Here is a 20,827-nt window from a genome sequence, read left to right on the forward strand (position 1 = left end):
TGTGAAATAATAAAGAAAAATAATCAACTTCTAATAAACGGAGACACCACCCATGAAATCAAGTGTCGGCTTTAGCCTTTTTATCGTAGCGGTGCTATTGTTAGCGATTTTTATCGGATTTCAATCGAAGCTCGTTTCACCTGATTTACCGTATGATGATATCCAAAAAGGACTAAACCAAAAAATCATCATCAAGTTCAGCCATGTTGTAGCTGAAAATACACCCAAAGGCTTGGCGGTTGAGTATTTTGCCTCCAAAGTACATCAAAAAACAAATGGCAAAGTGGAAGTTCAGGTCTATCCCAACGCAACACTCTACACGGATATCAATGAGATGCAAGCTTTGCAACAAGGGGAAATTCAGATGATCGCCCCTGCCTTTTCCAATATCTCAACAATACTCCCCAGTTGGTTAGCATTGGACCTTCCGTTTGCATTTCCCAATCAACTTGCCGTAGACGAGTCTTTACAGGGAGAAGTAGGCCGAATGCTGTTTGATTCCCTGGAAGAAAAAGAGATGAAAGGTCTCGCATTTTGGAATAATGGCTTCAAACACGTAACAAGCAACCAACGCAGATTGTTAGTCCCTGATGATTTTAGTGGTCAAAGGTTCCGAATCATCCAAAGCGAGGTCTTGGAGGATCAATTCAACTCATTTCATGCAGAAGCTGTTTCCATTCCTTTTAACGAGGTGTATCGAAGTATCGAAAAAGGAATTGTAGACGGACAGGAAAACACCATTTCCAACATTTTTTCCAAACGACTCTACCGTGTACAAAAGTACATGACAATCAGCAACCACGGTTATCTTGGTTATGCCGTAATTATGAATAAAGACTTCTGGAACCAGCTCTCTCCTGACATTCAGTCGGTCTTACTGGAAGCCATTCAGGAAACTACCGAATGGAACAATAATCTGGCTATTAAAATGAACGATATCCAATTGAACCAGCTTCGCAATATGGCTGTGATGAAAATTGATGAGCTAACGGATGAGCAACGCTATCAATGGATTGTGGCCACTGATTCCTTGTACGATAAGTATGCCAACAAGATCGGGCCCGAGCTGGTAGCGAAAATCAAAGAGATCCGCATGAAGTATACTTTTCCTAAATATTGATCTATCCAGTTGATCTGACAGGCTCGGGGGTATCACACCCCGGGCTTTAGTTTTGGGCCCTACACGACGATGCTCAGGACGTGCGAGTGTCGACGATGCAACACGGATGTTGCGTTTAGTCGACCGCCAGCTATCTTCTTGTGTCGGGTGGTTTTTTTACGTGAACAAAAAGACCAAAAAGACCAATATGACCATATTATTTCAAATTATTCAAACAACTCTTACAATACAAACGTGAAGCGCTTACATTATGCAAATAAAATATCGTGAGAAGGATGTGAAAAGATGAAGCTCAACTTTCGTAATCTCACCGTCCAGGTAATCTTCGGTATCATTGTTGGTATTTTAGTCGGTCATTTCTTTCCTAAATTCGGGGCGGAATTGAAAGTACTGGCGGATGTCTTTATTAAACTGATTAAAATGGTAATTGGCCCAATCATTTTCTTTACGATTGTTAACGGAATCGCCAGTATGGGTGACGTGAAAAAGGTAGGGAAAATCGGCGGAAAAGCACTTCTCTACTTTGAGATCGTTACGACAGTCGCTTTGGCGATCGGGATCGTAGTCGTAAACTTCATTAAACCTGGAGTGGGGCTTGATACCAGCAATGTAAAAGGAGACGTCTCCAAATACACCAAAGCAGCGGAAGAAACCAGTCACGGGGCAATTGATTTTATTGTAAACATCGTACCTGACAACGTAATGGCTGCCTTTGCCAAAGGTGAACTGCTCCCGATTCTCTTCTTTGCGATCTTGTTCGGTTTTGCTTTGGCTACTATGGGATCTCACGGCAAGCCAGTCATTCATTTGTTTGAAAAGTTCACGAATGTATTCTTTGGAATCGTAAACATGATCATGAAGCTTTCTCCGATTGCAGCTTTCGGTGCCATGTCTTATACAATCGGTAAATTCGGGTTAGTTTCTCTCTTCTCCCTTGGTAAATTGATGGCTTCAGTTTACATTACGATGTTCCTGTTTATCGTACTTGTACTTGGCGGTATTGCAAAATACTATGGTTTCAGTATCTTTAGTTTCCTGCGCTACATTAAAGAGGAAATTCTTTTAGTGCTCGGTACGTCCTCTTCCGAATCAGCCTTGCCTCCCATCATGAAAAAACTGGAGCGCTACGGCTGTTCCAAATCTGTTGTTGGTCTGGTTATTCCTACGGGGTACTCCTTCAACCTGGATGGAACCTCGATCTACTTGTCGATGGCAGCAATCTTCATCGCCCAAGCTTACGGGATTGATTTAACAATCTGGCAAGAAATTACTCTCCTTGGAATTCTCATGTTAACTTCCAAAGGCGCTGCTGGTGTAACCGGTTCTGGATTTATCACACTTGCTGCAACGTTGGCCGCTTTCCCAATGATTCCTGTAGAAGGTATGGCATTGCTTCTCGGTGTTGACCGTTTCATGTCAGAAGCTCGTGCGATTACCAATATTATTGGAAATGGTGTCGCAACTGTTGTCGTCGCAAAAATGGAAAATGAATTTGATCCAAATCGCATCGTAGAAGAAGATACGGTTCATATCGAAGAAACAGTTGAAGCTCGTCCGGCAACTGCTTAGAATCATGAAGCAAATATAGAAAAACCAACAACGAGCCCTACTAATTGGTAGGGCTCCAATTTGTTACAAATATTAGGACTATTTTACTTGTTCTTGAAATTACTTCCTTCCTATTATATACTCGGTATCGTGTATATTCATACCTTATATAACCACGATAAAGGCAAACTCATTGAAAAATGAGGACGCAAAGCCAACGGGTCTAAGGTCTAGATGACTATGATAGCCGGGTTACCGAATGGCTGAAGAAGTATTACTTACTTCCTATACTTCGAGTATTGGGCTATTCTCATTCGTGGATAGCTCTTTTTATTTTTTCATACTTCAGGTAATTATGAAAGGAGTGTAAATTTGCTTGATCTTTTTAGACAAACCATACGCATCCCCCTTTTTAGCTGACACCTTAGCTAAGACTCAAGCACCTGTGTTCATTCAAAATGTTTCTGTTCCATCACAGTCCCGATTAAATGTTACTTCTCTTCCGGGCCTACTAGGACAGATAAGAGAGCAGAAGCATTATCCTTTGCTTACCACTTCTGAGAATGCCTTCGAGTTATTAGAGAAACATCTCCCTGATTCTCAACTGGTACGAAATATTTCTCTTTTCAAGAACAAAATAAACTTTCGCAAATGGATGAAACAGATTGACCCTTCGTTTTTCTTCCTAGAGCTTCCACTCCACGAATTATCTCAACTAGACCCAAAAGCTTTACCTTTCCCCGTGATTTTAAAACCAGCAGTTGGGTACGCCAGTTGGGGCGTGTATCGAATTACAAACGAACAGGAATGGTTTACAATTTGCGAACAGCTACATAACGAACTACTACTATCCGACTCTCTGTACTCCGGTGCCGTCTTTGACTCTACTACTTTCATTGTAGAAGAGTGGATTCAGGGAGACGAATATGCGATTGACGCCTATTTCGACTATTCAGGGGCTCCTGTAATTGTCAATGTATTCAAGCGCATGTTCTTGCATGAAAATGATACATCTGATCGGATTTACTTCACGAGCAAAGCAGTTCTGCAAGAATCAATTGATTCCATCAAAGCATTTCTTGAGACAATGGGATCAAAAGCAAATTTAGTCAACTTCCCTCTCCACCTCGAGGTACGGATCAAACGGAACGGCCAGATCGCCCCTATTGAAGTGAACCCGCTTCGGTTCGCAGGAATTGGTACGACTGAATTGGGCTATTTTGCTTATGGGGTTAATCCATATGAAGCATTTATTCAACAAGATGTACCTGATTGGGATAACATCCAGTCGACGATGGACGACTCAGTTTATTCTTTTTTCTGTGCCGACATCCCAACCACTATACATCCTGATTCCATCACTGAATTCAATGTAGAAGCCTTGAAGAAGCAGTTCTCTCATTTGCTGCATTCATACATGCCAAACGATCCCCGGACATTGGCTGTGCTTTTCTATCGAACCGATCGTCTGGAGGATAATCAAAAATATCTCGAACTAGATCTCTCCCAATACATAAAGCATTCCGAATCAATTGTTTCAAATATATAAAAGTAAAAAGATTTAAGATAAAGAGGAGAAAAAGAGATGAATTTCTTAAGAAAATCGATTCGGCGTCAATTGACAGCAATAGTCTTATTGCCTTTGCTTTTGTTTACGTTTGTCTTCATCACTGTTCTCTATGAAACCTCTATGAATTTGGTCAACAATCATGTCATCGTACAGTTTGAAAACCGTTTGGAATCCAATATGGAAAAACTGACCATTGAAGCCACGCCACAACTGATTGAAGAGGCTTTACAAAGCCGTTCGAAGTATGAACAGCTTTTTACCATTCTCACTAATTTCACCAAAAAATATGAGGGTATGCAGAATGCGTATGTTATCGCAAAGGTGGATGGAAAAGACGTTATCCTCGCATTAAGCAATGACGATATGTATATGAGTGAACTCCCCTTCACTCCGGAGCAAAATCAGGCTTTGGAAACAAAGCAGAGTGTGATGAGCAGCATCTATAAAGATGATTGGGGAGTTCATAAATCACTCTTCCTCCCTGTCTCTTCAAATACTGTTATTGGTATTGATATGGATGCCTCCTTTATTGAAAACCTGGAAAATTATATCTTGTGGTTGAGTGTTGGCTTTGTCGTAGCGGCTGTCATTATCGGTGCATTCTTATCGATCCTTTCGAAAAAAATGATCATCATCCCTGTTATTTCTCTTGCAGAACGAACCAAAATGCTAGCTCAGGGAGATTTAACTACCCCGATTACTACCGACCGGATCGATGAATTAGGTACGTTGAGTAATGGCTTCGAAGAGATGAGAAAGAAATTGCTACAGTTGATTTCGCTGATCCGTGATAATTCCGAAACCATTGATACGGTTAGTGATCATCTCTTACTCGCCTCGGTCAAATTAACAGATAGCTCTAAAATTACGACCATGTCTATTTCTGAAGAGGCCAAAGCAGCAGAAGAACGCTCCAATCACATCCAGGAAGTATTCAATATGGTGCAACAGGTCTCTGATTCTGTGTCGTTTGTAGACGATAAAGTGACCAATATGAATGAAGTATCTGAATCTGCACAGAACCTAGCAAAGAAAGGTAATCAGCAAGTTCAGGTGATCTCGTCCCAGATTACCGAGATTCAAAAATACGGTGAGATCAATTCCCACCAACTACGCAACCTCGGACAACGGACAAAAGAGATCTCAGATATTATTAATATCATCAGTAACATCGCATCCCATATAAACTTGCTTGCCCTCAATGCTTCGATTGAAGCAGCACGCGCTGGCGAACATGGCAAAGGGTTTGCCGTAGTAGCTCAGGAAGTGCAGAAGCTGGCAAAACAAACGAATGACTCCGTTGGACATATCGTTGACAACATTAAAGAAATCCTTGTTGAGACAGAAAAAGCATCCGAAACTACAGAACAAAGCTTCCAAGAAATCAACAAAGGTGTTGCCCTGATTATTGAAAACGGGCTTCTGTTTGAACAAATCTATCAGTCTGTTGATGAACTTACCAAAGGTGTCAATTGCATTGCTGACAGTACCTATAAAATCGCTTCCCTCTCAACCGATACTTTGTCAGCCGTTGAACAAATATCGGCTATTTCTGAAGAGAGTGTTGCGACAACACAAGAGATTGCCGCTTCTACAGAAGAACAGACACAATCCGTTGTTGAATTGCAAAAAATGAGCCAGGACTTGAAACAAATGTCCAAAGATTTATATGAGCTGGTACATTCATTCAAAGTATAGCGATCTCCATGAAAAACGCCCTCCGAATTGTCGGAAGGCGTTTTTCTTTTACTTCTCGTTGATCAGCTTCTCCAGTTCATTTAACGTTTCTTCAAACACTTTCATCGCTTGCTCAATCGGCTGTGCCGTAGACATATCGACACCAGCAGCTTTTAGTACTTCAATCGGAGGCGCAGAGTTACCTGCTGCCAAAAATTTATCACGGATACGATCAACAGCCGGCTTGCCTTCATCCAAAACCTGTTTTGCCAGGGCAACCGAAGCGGCAAAGCTGGTCGCATACTGGTAGACATAGAAGTTGTAGTAGAAATGGGGAATACGAGCCCACTCCATGGCAATCTCTTCGTCCGAGATCATCGTTTTGCCGTAATATTTCTTGTTGATATCCAGGTAGATTTTTTTCAATGCTTCTGCGTTCAGCGATTCTCCCGCCTGCTCTTTTTCATGAATCACCTTTTCGAACTCAGCGAACTGTGTTTGACGGAACAAGGTTGTACGGAAATTCTCCAGGTACTGATTGAGCAGGTACATTTTTTCTTCTTTGCTTTTGGCTTGGGCATACATGCTCTTGAAGAGAAGTGTCTCATTCATGGTGGATGCTACTTCTGCCGTAAAGATCGGATAGTTGGAAGAAATGTACGGTTGTTTTTTATTGGTATAGTAAGACTGCATCGCATGCCCCAGCTCATGGGCAATCGTTGAGACATCGTCTTGCGTACCTTGATAATTCAAGAGTACATACGGATGTGAATCATACGCCCCCCATTGATAAGCACCTGTCCGCTTATCGTCGGTAGAATAGACATCGACCCACCCTTTGTCAAATGCCTCTTTTAATACACTCGTATACTCATCGCCTAACGGTTTCAATCCGTCGAGAACCATTTTTTGCGCTTCTTCATACGGAATATAGCGGTCGTTTACCGGAACAATCGATGTGTAAATATCGTACATATGCAATTCTTTTACACCCAGCATTTTCTTCTTCAGTTCCATGTAGCGATGCAACAGTGGCAGGTTATCGTTTACCGTCTGGATCAGCTCATCGTACACCTGTACAGGTACATTGTTCGGATGCAAGCTGGCTTCCAAAGCACTGTCGTACTTGCGCGCCTTGGCATAAAAATTATCTGACTTCACTTTTCCAGCCAGTGTGGAAGCAAAGGAATCCTGGAAATCGCCAAGTGTTTTGTAATATGCCTGGAACGCAGCCCTTCGTACATTTTGATCCTTACTATCCATGTAAGAAATAAAGTTGGAACGGGTCAGTTGCACCTCTTCCCCTTTTTCATTCTTGATTTTTGGGAGTTTGACGTCTTTTGACACCATTTTAAAGATATCTTCCGGTGTTCCTGCCAATGGGCTTGACTGCGCCAACAATTCCTCCATCTCTTTGGATAAGGTGTGCGCCTTGGAACGAAGGATATCCTCAATAAACATTTTGTAAGGAGCAATGGACGGAGCGCTTAGTAAACGTTTCCATTTATCATCAGGAATCGCTGTTAATTCAGGAACCAGCCATGCTGTTTTTTCTCGGACTACCAAACTCATTTTGTCAGCACGATCAGATAATGCTTGCAACTCAGCATTCGAAGTATTTACATCCATGGACATTTTAGCATACACGTAGGCCTTATCATGCAGCCTCATCAATTCTGTGTACTTATCCAACGCTTGCGCCAGCATGGTATCTGATGTAGCCACTTTCCCTTGAAACTTTGCAAACTGGTTAGCCAACTCTTCTACTTTTTTCACATCCGTTTGCCAGGCAGATTGTGAAGAGTAGATATGATCCAGTTTCCATTTATACGTGTTAGGGATTTCCGTACGTGTTTTATAGGTTGGGGCTTGGTCGACCATCACAGCCGCCAACACTTTCGTCTGATATGGAATAAATGGAACTGATACCGTAGAAAGTGAAACAGCAATTGCAGTTAGTGAGAGAAATAGTTTCTTTTTCAATGAATGTCCCCCTTGTCTCCATGTTTCATGCTTCAAAACAGTTATGTCTGTTTTGTTAAACTTTGCATATCGTACATCAATTATCCATAAATCTGTAAAATCCTCTTTATTATAAAAATTATTTTGAAAATTCCGTTTTTATTTCAATTTTTTCTTGCGATTTCTGTGGATAACCCTGTGGAAAATTTTTTGGTTTCCCTTTGCAAAAATTCTTATCAAGCCTATCGTTACTAAGGTTTTAACGGTTTTTACTTTATCCACATCCTCCACTATTCTTCCTTATTTTTTGCCCCAAATTTTTTTCTTTTGTCACTAGACAAACGCCCAGTCTCCTCCAGCGTAATGATCATAGCATAGTTATTGAATCTAGGATTGGAGGTGTTCACTTTGGGTCTTTTCAACGGAGATTTCGATGACTTTGCGTTGATACTTGTACTATTTATCCTTCTCGTAATCGTTGGTGCTTCTGAAAATTAATCAATCACCACGATAATTGGACACCACTCTTAGTCCCCTATAAGTTTTTATCCACCGGGAGAATTCATGTAACAACAAGTAAAAAAGGATGCCCTGATTACACAGGTGCATCCTTTTTTCCCTGATTCTTATTTTCCTGCAGTTGTAAAGCTTACTGAAAAGCCTTTGTTCTTATTGCCTGCTATATCTTTTACAGAGCCTGCAGATAGCTTTACTACATAAGCTGTATAGCTGCTTAGTTTTCCTTTTATTCGAAGCGTTATGGTCCGTTTGCTTTTGTTCCACGTTGCATAATGACTTACTTCTTTCCCTTGCCAATCCTCAAATGTAACCAGATCAGCCACTGTTTTATTCGACAGAGAATCTCCATTCGCTAATACGACATCCTCTGCAAATTGGAGGACAACCGAATCTGTTAACGATACATCCTTGGCACCATGTGCAGGTGTTGAAGTAATGGATGGGGCTATCGTATCAGCAGGTGACACTGTTGTAAACGTATATGTTATTTCTGGATTTCGCGCACCTTGACTGTCTTGCAGCTTGTCTTTTAAAAGAGTGATCGTATGCTCACTCCCCGGTGCAAGATTGCCTGTTGGATCCAATGTGATTGTCCAATTTTTTTCATCCCATTTTCCGCTGAACGGGACCTTCTTCTTTTTGGAATCTGTCAGCTTGATAAACGTGGGAATGGACGATTCCGTTATTTTCTTTTTTGATGGCAAAAGCATGTCTTTGTTAAACGTAAGGGTAATATTTGTTTCCAAAGGTATATCTTTATCCTTATGCTTGGGATCGACTGTTATGGTCAAGGGTGGTAGTAATTGCTCCGTCATTACCTCGACCCTGTACAAATTATTCACAGTTCCTGATTTTGTTTTCACTTTGCCCGCTGGAATCGTAAGAACGTATTTCGTTGCATATGCCAAGTGTGTTTTGGGCTGAATCGTCAGCCTTTTATAGGTAGGACTCCACTTCACTTGTGTCTCTACTTTTGTCTGATCAGAAGCCGATTGAAGGTAGAAAATGGTTGTCGCATTCTTTGATGTCAATGTCTCCCCATTGGCCAATTTGATCGCTTCACTAAAGACCACGAGAAATTGGCTGTCTACCTCTACTCCTGTTTGTCCATGCTGCGGCTGAATTGTCAGGTTCAAATCCGACGTTTTTTCTGACACCTCGCTTGCAGCAGTGCTTACATTCGCTGAAGAAAACACACATGATAATGCGAACAGAATAGTTACCAAGAAAACCATCCAATTTCTCCAACCGACAACTATAACTTTCATCCTCATTCCCCCTTTTCACCTCAAGTATAGAAAAAGAAAAATGAGGTACACAAATATTTTTCTACGAAGCTCTCTGTCTACTCGACCTTGTTGTCAGTTGGTGCTTGTACCAGTATCTTTCTCATCTTTCTCTCGAATTCCAACCTCGGAATCATGACACTGTGTTCGCAGCCCGTGCACTTAATTCGTATGTCCATCCCCATGCGAATTACCTTCCAGGCATTCGTGCCGCATGGGTGTGCTTTTTTCATTTCTACAATATCTCCTAACCCAAACTGCTTCCTCTCCATATCCGTTCCCCCTTCCTCTTTATGCTTTTCTTTATGCTTTACCCGTAGGCATGGTTACCATTTTGGGATATGGTATTTCAATCCCCTGTTCATCAAATTCCATCTTGATCATTTCACGCAGTTTTCGAGTCACCGCATGATGCTTGTTTGGTTTGCATTCAACCGTAACACGTATTACCACTTCTGACGGTCCAAATGCTTGCACTCCCAAAACTTCTGGATCCTTGACAATATCCTCAGACTCTGCCGCCATTTGTTTGGCTACCTCACCGATAATCTCCTGCACTTTGGTTAAATCTTCTTCATAGGCAACTGACACATCGACAACCGCTACTGAATTTTGTAACGAAAAGTTGGTTACTTGAACGATGGTGCCATTTGGTATGATATGCATCTCACCTGTCCAGCTTTTGATTTTGGTTATTCTGAGTCCAATTTCTTGTACCGTTCCTGTCAATTGATTAATAGATACTGTATCACCAACAGCGAATTGGTCTTCAAAAATGATAAAGAATCCGGTGATCACATCACGTACAAGGCTCTGTGCTCCAAATCCAACGGCTAATCCTAATACTCCTGCGCTCACCAATACCGGCTGCAAGTCAAACCCTAACTGCTTCAAAACAAGCAGAATTGCTACAAAATACACCGTATAACGGGTAACATTGTTAACCAGGACTCGGAGCGTTTCCACTCGCCGTTGGTCAAATTGAATTTTCCCGCCTTCCCGATTCTGAAAGATTCGATTAACAGCAGTATCAATAATCGAAACAGCCACTCTTGCAGCAATTATTATCACAATGATTTTGATACATGCTGCAGCTATATTGACCCAAAGTGTCGGGTCAGCCAAATAATCGTATATCTTGGTAAACAATTCATTCATCCATTTGATATCAGCCATTTTTTTATCCTCTATCCCCTTTCATCCAGCAATACGTATTTCCCATCTACCATCCGAAAAAATCCACGTATTTCAACTTTCTCACTTATCACAATTTCTCTGGCCTGACCATAGTCATCGAAGGGAAACTCAATCGACAAAGCACAGCCCGCAGTGATTTCTTTCGGAGTAGGTCGTGTATCAATCTCAATATCAGCATATTCCAACAGCATCTCAGCACGCAGTGCCTGTTGTGTTGAGTCAAAGGCAAGAATTACTGTTTCATGAGTCACTTTCTGGCTCCCCCCTCCCATTTTTCTATTGTAGCGATTTATTTCTAACCTTGCCAGTTCATGACTAGCAGACATCGAATTGTTCGCATATCCCTAGTAAACAGGTATAAAATGGCTTTTCCGGATATATACTGTGAATACTTACTTTTCTGGAGGTTACCATGAATAAATTCGACGGTCGGTTACATTTTCCCCATCCTCCGTTTAAGGTAGAATACCAGCACGATAATGCCGTCGAGCAATTGTCCCATCACCTGGTTCAGCGTTTCCGCCTGAAATCCTTTGATCAAGACCTCATTATCCTTTGTATAGGAACGGATCGCTCGACTGGTGATTCTCTCGGCCCGCTCGTCGGTAGCAAGTTAAACTCGTATTTCTCACCCAATTTACACGTGTACGGTTCACTGGATGAACCTGTACATGCTGTGAATCTCACTGAGAAGATTGAACTCATTCATCAAAATCATCGGAATCCTTTTATTATCGCAATCGATGCTTGTCTCGGACAATTCAGCAATGTTGGGTCCATTAATGTAGCTGATGGACCGCTAAAGCCAGGAGCTGGTGTCAAAAAAGAACTTCCTTCCGTTGGTGACTTCCACATCACAGGAATTGTTAACGTCGGTGGCTTCATGGAGTATTTTGTGCTACAGAACACACGACTTTTTGTCGTATTCAGCATGTCCGAAATTATTGCTGATTCTCTGTTTCAGGCATCCAACCAGTTTTTCTCTTCCAAACCGTTTCGTACATCATGGGGTTATATTTCTACAGAGAAATAACTCATTCGCTCAGCAAAAAACGAGCCTATTAACGGCTCGTTTTTCTCTTTTTATTTACCCATTACCTCTGAAATCCACCCGATGAATGGAACTCCAAGTGCAGCTACAACTAAAGCAGGCAACATGTTGGCAACATTTATCTTTCTGATCTCCAGAATATTAATCCCTATCGCCATAATCATAAGACCACCCGCAGCCGTAACCTCAACCAGGATGGCGTCCAGCATTTCTTTGCTTACTAAGGAATAGATTTGTGTTGATAACAAAGCAATCGCACCCTGATAGATAAATACAGGAACAGCGGAAAAAGCTACACCGATCCCCATTGTCGAGGTAAAAATAATAGCCGAAAATCCATCCAGCATTGATTTTGTGTACAAGATATCGTGATTGTTGCGAAGCCCGCTATCCATCGCTCCGAGAACAGCCATTGCCCCGATGCAATATACCAACGTTGCGGTGACAAATCCCGTTGCAATTGAACCTTGCTTGCTTCCACCCATTTTCTTCTCCAGCCAGTTCCCTAGATCATTCAGCCGACCTTCAATTTTGAGGGCTTCTCCAATAATGGACCCAAATACCATGCTAAAAATGAGCAGCAAAAAGTTTTTCGTCCCCAACCCCATTGTTAATCCTAGCAAAACAACAGCTAAACCAATGGCTTGTAATACTGTTTGTCTCATACCTTCTGGAATCCCGGATAATAACCGTCCCAATAAGGAACCCAGAATGATAGCAAGTGCATTAATCAACGTTCCTAACAGAATCAAGCCATTCACTCCTCATTTATATGTGAAATACTTCAGCTATCTCTTTAATTGCCACAATTAACTGATTTACATCTTCTACCGTATTAAAAACACCAAAACTTGCCCGTACAGCCCCAAGTGTTTCTGTCCCTGCAGTTTGATGAGCTAACGGGGTACAATGAAAGCCAGCTCTTGTCGCTATGTTGTACTGCTGATCGAGAATGTAGGAAACCTCAGAGGCATCCGCTCCCTGTATGTTAAAAGGTACTACCCCTACCCTCTCAATATCAGGATTTGGCCCATAAACAGTAACCCCTGGTATTTGTGTAAGCTGCATAATGGCATGTTTCGCTAGTTCCCATTCATGCCGATGAATTTCTTCTACCCCTTTTTCCAACACAAAATTGACCCCTGCCAGCAAGCCAGCAAGTCCAACCGTATTGGCTGTTCCACTTTCATAGCGATCAGGTCTTGTCGTCGGTTGATCGATTGCTTCTGATTGACTTCCTGTTCCTCCATGAATCATTGGTTCCAAATCGATATCGCTTCGAACGTACAGACCACCTGTCCCTTGTGGACCATATAATCCTTTATGCCCTGGAAAGGCCAGCATATCAATTCCCATCTCATCCACATCGATAGGAAGCACTCCTGCAGATTGAGAAGCATCCACCAGAAAGGCAAGCCCTTTTGAACGAGTAATTGCCCCAATCTCCCCAATCGGCAAAATACAACCAGTCAAGTTCGAAGCATGACTGACAACAACCAGTCGAGTCCGTTCTGTAATGGCCTGTCCAAAGTCATCTGCATAAAACTGTTGATCTTCTCTGGGTCTAACGTAAGTAACCTCAATCTTACGGGTTCTTTTTAAGTACTCAAGCGGTCTTCTGACGGAGTTGTGTTCAATCGAAGTTGAAACAACATGATCTCCTTCTTCCAGCAAAAAACCCTTAATTGCCTGATTCAATGCTTGAGTCGCATTTAAGTAAAAAAAGAGGTCATTTGGGTTCTTAATCCCAAATAACCGCGACAATTGCATACGCGTCCGGAACAATACTTTACTCGCTTTGATCGCTAAGGCATGTCCGCCCCGCCCCGGGTTTGCTGCAAATTGATCAATCACTTCAGCCATTGCTTCTTTCACACCCGGTGGTTTTGGCCAGGACGAGGCCGCATTGTCCAAGTATATCGTCATCTTGCAGAACCTCCGTATGTTCCATTCTCTATGTTTCAGGCTCTTTAAATATCTAGCAACTCGATTAGCCTCTGCAAATCATCGTTGGAATAAAATTCGATTTCAATTTTACCCTTTTTACTTCCTTTTTTAATTTGTACAGCAGTACCGAATCTGCTCCGCAATCGTTCTTCTACCTGCAACAAAACAGTTTCTTTATTCGGCAATTTTTTTACTTTTGTTTCACGTGAAACATTCAGTTGTTTAATCAGACCCTCAAGTTGGCGAACACTCAAGTCATTATCAACGACATCATTTGCCAATTGCCATTGAGCCTTCTCATTTTCGACGGATAAAAGGGCTCTCGCATGCCCCATGGAAAGAGCGGAAGCAGAAACCATTTTTCTGATTTCTTCAGGCAACTGAAGCAATCGAAGCATGTTAGCCACATGTGGTCTGCTTTTCCCTACCTTCTGAGCCAGCTTTTCCTGAGTCAGAGAACAATGTTCGATTAATTTATGATACGCTTCTGCCTCTTCAAGCGGATTTAAATTTTCCCTCTGCAGATTTTCGATAAGCGCAATTTCCATTAGCTGTTGGTCTGAATAAGCTTTGACGATTACTGGAACTTTTGATAATCCTGCTTTTTCAGCAGCTCGCAGCCTTCTCTCACCAGCAACTAATTCAAAACCCTTAATGCTTTTACGTACAATTAAGGGTTGAATAATTCCGTGTTCTTTGATTGAATCGGCAAGTTCTTCTAATGCTTCTGGATCAAATTCCTTGCGTGGCTGATACGGATTGGGACGAACTTCTCCGAGATGTACCTCAGTGACCTGCTCGCCTTCCTCCATCAGATTGGATGTAATCAAAGCGTTCAATCCTTTACCAAGACGCTTACTCATAGTCCAATCACTTCCTTGGCTAAATCAGTGTATACCTCTGCACCACGAGAACGTGGATCATAAGAAATGATTGACTGACCATGAGAAGGAGCTTCACTCAATCGTACGTTTCTTGGAATGATGGTACGATACACTTTTTCCTGGAAGTACTTTTTCACTTCTTCAATAACCTGAATACCCAAATTCGTACGAGCATCAAGCATCGTAAGCAGTACTCCTTCGATTGCCAAGTGAGAATTCAAATGTTTTTGAACCAAACGAATGGTATTCAAAAGTTGACTTAAACCCTCTAGTGCGTAGTATTCACATTGAATCGGAATTAAAACGGAATCTGAAGCAGTTAATGAGTTTACAGTGAGAATCCCTAACGATGGCGGGCAATCAATAATCACGTAATCATATTTATCCTTTACTACTTCCAGAGCCTTTTTCAATCTTACTTCACGAGATATCGTCGGAACCAACTCAATCTCAGCTCCAGCCAGTTGGATCGTGGCTGGAATAACATATAATCCTTCAATCTCGGTAGGTAATGTAGCTTCAACTGGGTTTACATCGTTAATTAACACATCATATATGCAATACCTGACATCTGCTTTATTAACACCCAATCCACTCGTGGCGTTACCTTGTGGGTCAATATCTACCATGAGCACTTTCTTACCGAGGGAAGCAAGACATGCACTCAAATTGACAGCAGTTGTTGTTTTCCCCACGCCACCTTTTTGATTGGCTACTGCAATCACTTTTCCCAACGTCTTCACCTCATTTTCATAACCTAACTCGCCGGGACCTTCTCCATTTCACTCTACTATTCTACCTCAATGGACTGTAAAAAAATAGGACAAGTATCGGATAAAACTTTTCCTTTTACAGTATAAAAAGTCTACTCGACTAGCATAGCCGAAAGACTTTTCATGGTCTAGGCAACTTGTGTACTAATTAACCGAAAAGAAAGCGGCTTATCCGCCGCTCCTACATCAATATTGTGGGACTATCTACGATTCCTTTTTCTTTGGAATGCGAATCGTAAATTGGTAAAACTCTTCGTGTTCCTCTTCATTTGTTTCCACTGGCAGACCAGAATCAATGACCATATTAATTGACTGTCTCACCGTATTGATTGCAATCCGTGAATCCCGAGAGAAAGACTTCCATTTCTGTTTCTTCTCTTTTTCAACCGGAGGATTTTCAGTAGCTTCCAATAGATATTTCACACGTGTTTCCGTTTGTTTCACATTCCAGTCACGCTCAATGATTTCCTGTAACACTTGCAACTGTAATGCACTATCTTTCAATGGGATAAGAGCACGAGCATGGCGCTCCGTCAATTTGCGTGAAAGTAATGCATCTTGGATTTCTTGTGGTAAATGTAAAAGCCGTAGTTTATTTGCAATGGTAGATTGACCTTTGCCTAAACGTTGTGCCAAACTTTCCTGAGTCAGGTTATGTAAGTCAATCAGTTTTTGATAAGCAATTGCTTCTTCGATAGCAGTAAGTCCTTCACGCTGTAAATTTTCAATGAGCGCAATGGAAGCAGTCTGAGAATCATTAAATTCCTTAACAATAGCAGGGATTCGTTCCATCCCCAACTTTTTTGACGCACGAAGACGACGCTCACCAGCAATTAACTCATAACGATTATCTCGGATTCGTACAACAATTGGTTGAATTAACCCATGGGTTCGAATGGTTTGGCATAGCTCGTCAATTTTTTCATCATCAAAAACAGTTCGAGGTTGATAAGGATTGGGGACAATCTCATCAACTGGGATTTGACGAATTTCTTCATTTTCTGTCTTATCCGAGAAACCGAATAATCTTGAAAATTGGTCTTTTACTGCCATTCCGGAATCCCCCACTTCTTAGAAAACTCGGCGACTGCCAAGCTTAATGCGACGGCTGTTGCAGCAACAAAACGGTTATGCCCAATTATTGTTACTCGTTAAATAAACCCGGCGATTAAACCGAGCTCGAGTTGACGTCAGGGCCGTTGTTGCGAATAATGTATCTCAGAAAAAGTATTCTTCATTTAGTTACTAAATCCTGCTTGCAAAAAGAATAAACCGCTCCTTGGAAACAAAGTTTTATGATTGTTTCACGTGAAACATTGTCACAGCTAATCCTCATCCTGTATATTGCTTTTTTTATCTCTGACCAGGTTTGGATCACTTGCCTCTTCCTCTACCGTGAACTTGAATAACTTAGGAAAAATCCGATGGAAGTCGAGAGTCAAGTAAGCAAACAATGCTGCGACAATCGCCGTAATATACATGCCTGCGCTGAATAACAAACCGATAGCAGACGCAACCCACATACCCGCAGCGGTAGTTAATCCTTTTACCTCACCATTAAACTTAAGTATAGCACCAGCACCCAGAAATCCCATCCCGGTGACAACCTGTGCCGCCACTCGTCCGGGGTCATGATTGACACCCGAGGAAGAAAAACCAAAAATGGATGCTAGTCCAAATAAGCATGAGCCAAAGCAAACGAGACTATATGTTCTGAAACCGGCTGCCTTTTGCCTATGGACGTCACGGTAGAACCATTCTCTCTCTAAACCCATAACTGCTCCAGCAACAAATGCCAGGAAAAGCCTTAGTAAGATCGTAGGTAATTCAGGCGGAAATATGGAAGCAGTCAAACTATCCAAAATGGTCAACTCCTCAACAAACACCTTATGATTTAATATTATATTCCATTGTCAGGTTCTTGGCTCTTCACTTTTTGAGTTATTATATTGCTCTTATTAATTCGATGCATCCACCCTGTCATATATGAAAAAAGGAGAAATTTTAGATGGATTGGCAAACCCTTACCTATTTATTGCGTGGTACCGAGCGTCAAAAAGCAGCTTATAAAACAATACAATCTCTAAATATCATTGAAACATTAAAAGCATTTGATCCAATACTGGTTGGTACAATACCACTTAAAATTGATATATTGAATAGCGATTTGGATATTATTTGTGAAGTACATGATTTTCCATCATTTAATCCCTTATTGCAAGATATCTATGGTAATCATACTGGCTTTTGTCAGGTCAATTTCCACATCAATGACATACCGACATCTGTAACCAACTTTTTCTTCGAAGGATTTGAGTTTGAAATCTTTGCACAACCCATCCCGACCAAACAGCAAAATGCCTATCGCCATATGATAATTGAAAAGCGTCTCCTTTCTATAGGTGGTGCAGAATCGTATCGCGCCATCAGAGATTTGAAAGCAACAGGGTATAAAACAGAGCCTGCATTCGTTGCCTACTTTCAAATTGAATGTGATGATCCTTATTTAAAATTGCTTGAAATGGAAAGTATGAGTGATGATGAAATAAAGAAAATGTTGTCCTTGTAAGATCCCCCAGACAGTTTGAGACAAGCATTTTTCTTCTACCTCAATGGAAAAGGAGCGATACCCTGTTCAAGGACCGCCCCTTTCTGATTAAATCAATGGTTTTTTCAATGGAGTTCCTGCTTTGCGAGGATACGTTTTTGGTGTGGCTTCGATTTTATCAATGATAATGATATTTCTTTCTCCTGCTTCGTCTGGTAAAGAAAATGACTCAACCTTTTTCGTTTTCCCACCAAGCGTTTTAATTGCTTTTTTTGCTTCATTTAATTCAAGCGAGACATCTGACCCCTTCATTACCACGAAGTTCCCGCCAACCTTGACTAACGGCATACAAAACTCACTCAACACATTGAGCCTTGCCACAGCACGTGCCGTTACGACATCAAATGACTCACGGTATTTCGGGTTCTGTCCCGCATCCTCTGCACGGCTATGAACAGGCGTGAGGCCAGTAAAGCCAAGCTCCTTTGCCACCAAACCCAAGAACGTGATTCGCTTTTGAAGTGAATCAATAATCGTCATTTGTAAGTGCGGGAAGCAGATTTTTAAAGGTACACTGGGGAACCCGGCACCCCCACCAATATCAGCCACCGTTTTGACATCCTTCATTGGGTAATAAAATGATGCACTAATGGAATCGTAAAAGTGCTTGGTGTATACTTCATTTTCTTCCGTAATTGCAGTTAGGTTAATCTTTTCATTCCACTCCACCAGCAAACGGTAATACATGTCAAACTGCTCAATCTGCTGCCCGGAAAGTTCGATCCCCTTCTCAGCAAGATTTGAAACAAACAACGCTTTTTCCATGCGACGCCTCTCCTATTCAGACGAACTAGCTGCTACCCGGTTATACTGCTCAAGATAAACCATGAGAACCGAAATGTCCGCAGGGTTCACACCTGAAATACGTGACGCTTGACCAATGTTTAACGGACGGATTTTATTCAGTTTCTCTCTTGATTCAATCGACATACCAGAAATACGGCTGTATTCAATATCTGCCGGAATCCGTTTTTCTTCAACTTTTTGCATTCTTTCCACTTGTTGCAGTGATTTGCGAATATATCCGTCATACTTGATTTGGATTTCTACTTGCTCTGCAACTTCAGCAGACAGCGATTCAGGTGCTGGTGAAATAACAGCGATGTCTTTATACGTAATTTCCGGTCTGCGCAATAATTGTGCCAGATCAATGACTTCTGTAAGCTCCGGAGAATTGGCTTCTCGCAGCATTTGCTGCACAATCTCTTGATCAGGTCGGACACGTGTATTGTGGAGACGTTCTTTTTCACGCTCGATTGCCTCTTTTTTAGCAACAAATCGTTGATAGCGCTCTTCGCTGATCAACCCGATCTGATACCCGATCTCCGTCAACCGCAAGTCAGCATTGTCATTGCGCAACAGCAATCGATATTCGGCACGAGAAGTGAGCAAACGATACGGCTCATTCGTTCCTTTGGTCACCAGATCATCAATTAACACACCGATGTATGCTTCTTCCCGGCCAAGAACCACAGGTGGTTTGCCCTGTACCTTGCGAGCAGCATTGATACCAGCCATCAGGCCTTGTCCTGCTGCTTCTTCATACCCGGAAGTGCCATTGATTTGTCCGGCTGTAAACAATCCCTCAATTGCTTTTGTTTCAAGAGACGGCCACAGTTGTGTAGGCACAACCGCATCATATTCAATTGCGTACCCTGGACGCATCATTTTGACATTTTCCATCCCGGTAATGGAACGAAGCATCGAGAGCTGTACATCTTCAGGAAGGCTTGTAGAAAGGCCCTGAACATACATTTCTTCCGTATTGCGTCCCTCTGGTTCCAGGAAGATCTGATGGCGTGGCTTGTCGCTGAAACGCACTACTTTATCTTCAATGGAAGGGCAATAACGAGGCCCTGTTCCTTCAATCACCCCGGAATACATCGGAGCTCGGTGAAGGTTGTTATTAATGATCTCGTGTGTCTCTGGCTGTGTATACGTTAACCAGCAAGGCAATTGATCTTCTTTATACGTTGTCGTTTCAAAAGAAAACGCTCGAGGCTCTTTATCCCCTGGTTGAATTTCCATCGCCTCAAAATCAACACTGCTCTTATGGACACGTGGCGGGGTCCCTGTTTTAAAGCGTACCAGTTCTAATCCTAGTTCCTTTAAATGCATGGCCAACTGAACAGAAGGCCGCATATTGTTCGGTCCACTCTCATACTGCAAGTCTCCAATAATAATTTTTCCTCGCAAGTATGTCCCTGTCGTCAAAACAACTGCTTTTGCTTTATAACAAGCACCCGTTTGTGTAATAACTCCCTCACAAACACCATTATTAATGATCAATCGTTCTACCATCGATTGGCGCAAAATCAAATTCGGCGTATTTTCAATGGTTTTTTTCATTTCAAATTGGTAATCAATTTTATCGGCTTGCGCACGCAAAGCGTGTACAGCAGGCCCTTTTCCCGTATTCAACATCCGAATTTGAATATAGGTTTTGTCTGTGTTGATCCCCATTTCTCCACCAAGGGCATCAATTTCTCGTACTACATGCCCTTTTGCAGGTCCACCAACCGACGGATTACACGGCATGTACGCCACTGCATCCAGATTTATGGTCAACAAAAGTGTTTTACAGCCCATACGAGCTGCAGCAAGCGCTGATTCACATCCAGCATGACCTGCACCTATTACAATTACATCAAAGCTTTCGCCTTCATATGTCGCTACCATGTTGTC

Annotated in this window: 20 protein-coding genes and 1 riboswitch; of the genes, 7 read left to right on the plus strand and 13 right to left on the minus strand. The window is 41.9% G+C overall.

What is annotated here, in order from left to right; genetic code table 11:
- Positions 1-52: 52 nt before the first annotated feature.
- The 4 genes from ACPW7N_RS13470 to ACPW7N_RS13485 all read left to right on the plus strand — a co-directional run bounded on the left by ACPW7N_RS13470 (position 53) and on the right by ACPW7N_RS13485 (position 5,936).
- Positions 53-1,120: a DctP family TRAP transporter solute-binding subunit gene (locus tag ACPW7N_RS13470; protein ID WP_425651614.1), complete on the plus strand. Its 1,068-nt coding sequence runs from the start codon at positions 53-55 to the stop codon at positions 1,118-1,120.
- 285 nt (positions 1,121-1,405) lie between these two features.
- Positions 1,406-2,689: a dicarboxylate/amino acid:cation symporter gene (locus ACPW7N_RS13475; protein ID WP_425651615.1), complete on the plus strand. Its 1,284-nt coding sequence runs from the start codon at positions 1,406-1,408 to the stop codon at positions 2,687-2,689.
- Positions 2,690-2,841: 152 nt separating this feature from the next.
- Positions 2,842-2,928: riboswitch (cyclic di-GMP riboswitch) on the plus strand.
- Between the two features lie 116 nt (positions 2,929-3,044).
- On the plus strand, positions 3,045-4,217 hold the full coding sequence (locus tag ACPW7N_RS13480; protein WP_425651616.1) for an ATP-grasp domain-containing protein: 1,173 nt from the start codon (positions 3,045-3,047) through the stop codon (positions 4,215-4,217).
- A gap of 36 nt (positions 4,218-4,253) precedes the next feature.
- On the plus strand, positions 4,254-5,936 hold the full coding sequence (locus tag ACPW7N_RS13485; protein ID WP_425651617.1) for a methyl-accepting chemotaxis protein: 1,683 nt from the start codon (positions 4,254-4,256) through the stop codon (positions 5,934-5,936).
- 48 nt (positions 5,937-5,984) lie between these two features.
- Here the strand turns inward: ACPW7N_RS13485 and pepF are convergent, their stop codons facing one another.
- A complete protein-coding gene (gene pepF / locus ACPW7N_RS13490) occupies positions 5,985-7,898 on the minus strand; it encodes an oligoendopeptidase F (RefSeq protein WP_425651618.1) in 1,914 nt (637 codons plus the stop codon).
- Positions 7,899-8,276: 378 nt separating this feature from the next.
- Between pepF and ACPW7N_RS13495 the strand changes: the two genes are divergently transcribed.
- Complete coding sequence (locus tag ACPW7N_RS13495; RefSeq protein WP_425651619.1) at positions 8,277-8,375, plus strand: YjcZ family sporulation protein; 99 nt, start codon at positions 8,277-8,279, stop codon at positions 8,373-8,375.
- 128 nt (positions 8,376-8,503) lie between these two features.
- On the opposite strand, the gene ACPW7N_RS13500 is transcribed toward ACPW7N_RS13495, so the two are convergent.
- From ACPW7N_RS13500 to ACPW7N_RS13515, 4 genes are all read right to left on the minus strand, one after another.
- Positions 8,504-9,664: an Ig-like domain-containing domain gene (locus tag ACPW7N_RS13500; RefSeq protein WP_425651620.1), complete on the minus strand. Its 1,161-nt coding sequence runs from the start codon at positions 9,662-9,664 to the stop codon at positions 8,504-8,506.
- A 77-nt stretch (positions 9,665-9,741) separates the two neighbouring features.
- Positions 9,742-9,954 carry a DUF951 domain-containing protein gene (locus ACPW7N_RS13505; RefSeq protein ID WP_425651621.1) on the minus strand — a complete coding sequence of 71 codons (213 nt, stop codon included), beginning with the start codon at positions 9,952-9,954 and terminating at the stop codon, positions 9,742-9,744.
- 31 nt (positions 9,955-9,985) lie between these two features.
- A complete protein-coding gene (locus tag ACPW7N_RS13510; RefSeq protein WP_425651622.1) occupies positions 9,986-10,858 on the minus strand; it encodes a mechanosensitive ion channel family protein in 873 nt (290 codons plus the stop codon).
- 11 nt (positions 10,859-10,869) lie between these two features.
- Positions 10,870-11,151 (minus strand): putative Se/S carrier protein, encoded by a 282-nt coding sequence (locus tag ACPW7N_RS13515; protein ID WP_425651655.1) that lies wholly within the window; start codon positions 11,149-11,151, stop codon positions 10,870-10,872.
- A gap of 140 nt (positions 11,152-11,291) precedes the next feature.
- Here ACPW7N_RS13515 and yyaC point away from each other — a divergent pair, with 140 nt between their 5' ends.
- Positions 11,292-11,912 carry a spore protease YyaC gene (yyaC, locus tag ACPW7N_RS13520; RefSeq protein WP_425651623.1) on the plus strand — a complete coding sequence of 207 codons (621 nt, stop codon included), beginning with the start codon at positions 11,292-11,294 and terminating at the stop codon, positions 11,910-11,912.
- Between the two features lie 50 nt (positions 11,913-11,962).
- On the opposite strand, the gene ACPW7N_RS13525 is transcribed toward yyaC, so the two are convergent.
- The 6 genes from ACPW7N_RS13525 to ACPW7N_RS13550 form a co-directional block, all read right to left on the minus strand.
- Positions 11,963-12,682 carry a DUF554 domain-containing protein gene (locus ACPW7N_RS13525; RefSeq protein WP_425651624.1) on the minus strand — a complete coding sequence of 240 codons (720 nt, stop codon included), beginning with the start codon at positions 12,680-12,682 and terminating at the stop codon, positions 11,963-11,965.
- A 16-nt stretch (positions 12,683-12,698) separates the two neighbouring features.
- A complete protein-coding gene (locus ACPW7N_RS13530; protein ID WP_425651625.1) occupies positions 12,699-13,856 on the minus strand; it encodes an aminotransferase class V-fold PLP-dependent enzyme in 1,158 nt (385 codons plus the stop codon).
- Positions 13,857-13,900: 44 nt separating this feature from the next.
- Positions 13,901-14,740 (minus strand): ParB/RepB/Spo0J family partition protein, encoded by an 840-nt coding sequence (locus tag ACPW7N_RS13535; protein WP_425651626.1) that lies wholly within the window; start codon positions 14,738-14,740, stop codon positions 13,901-13,903.
- Complete coding sequence (locus tag ACPW7N_RS13540) at positions 14,737-15,495, minus strand: ParA family protein (protein ID WP_425651627.1); 759 nt, start codon at positions 15,493-15,495, stop codon at positions 14,737-14,739. Before ACPW7N_RS13540 ends, ACPW7N_RS13535 begins: the two co-directional genes overlap by 4 nt.
- 243 nt (positions 15,496-15,738) lie before the next feature.
- Positions 15,739-16,587: a nucleoid occlusion protein gene (noc, locus tag ACPW7N_RS13545; RefSeq protein WP_425651628.1), complete on the minus strand. Its 849-nt coding sequence runs from the start codon at positions 16,585-16,587 to the stop codon at positions 15,739-15,741.
- 272 nt (positions 16,588-16,859) lie between these two features.
- Entirely contained in the window at positions 16,860-17,396 is a 537-nt protein-coding gene (locus ACPW7N_RS13550; RefSeq protein WP_425651629.1) for an MgtC/SapB family protein, read from the minus strand.
- Positions 17,397-17,542: 146 nt separating this feature from the next.
- On the opposite strand from ACPW7N_RS13550, the gene ACPW7N_RS13555 reads away from it, so the two are divergent.
- A complete protein-coding gene (locus ACPW7N_RS13555) occupies positions 17,543-18,103 on the plus strand; it encodes a DUF4269 domain-containing protein (protein ID WP_425651630.1) in 561 nt (186 codons plus the stop codon).
- A gap of 87 nt (positions 18,104-18,190) precedes the next feature.
- Here the strand turns inward: ACPW7N_RS13555 and rsmG are convergent, their stop codons facing one another.
- Complete coding sequence (gene rsmG, locus ACPW7N_RS13560; RefSeq protein WP_425651631.1) at positions 18,191-18,907, minus strand: 16S rRNA (guanine(527)-N(7))-methyltransferase RsmG; 717 nt, start codon at positions 18,905-18,907, stop codon at positions 18,191-18,193.
- Positions 18,908-18,919: 12 nt separating this feature from the next.
- Positions 18,920-20,821 (minus strand): tRNA uridine-5-carboxymethylaminomethyl(34) synthesis enzyme MnmG, encoded by a 1,902-nt coding sequence (gene mnmG, locus ACPW7N_RS13565; RefSeq protein WP_425651632.1) that lies wholly within the window; start codon positions 20,819-20,821, stop codon positions 18,920-18,922.
- Positions 20,822-20,827 lie beyond the last annotated feature (6 nt).

Source organism: Brevibacillus nigriterrae (genome assembly GCF_049846925.1).
Classification (GTDB): domain Bacteria; phylum Bacillota; class Bacilli; order Brevibacillales; family Brevibacillaceae; genus Brevibacillus_H.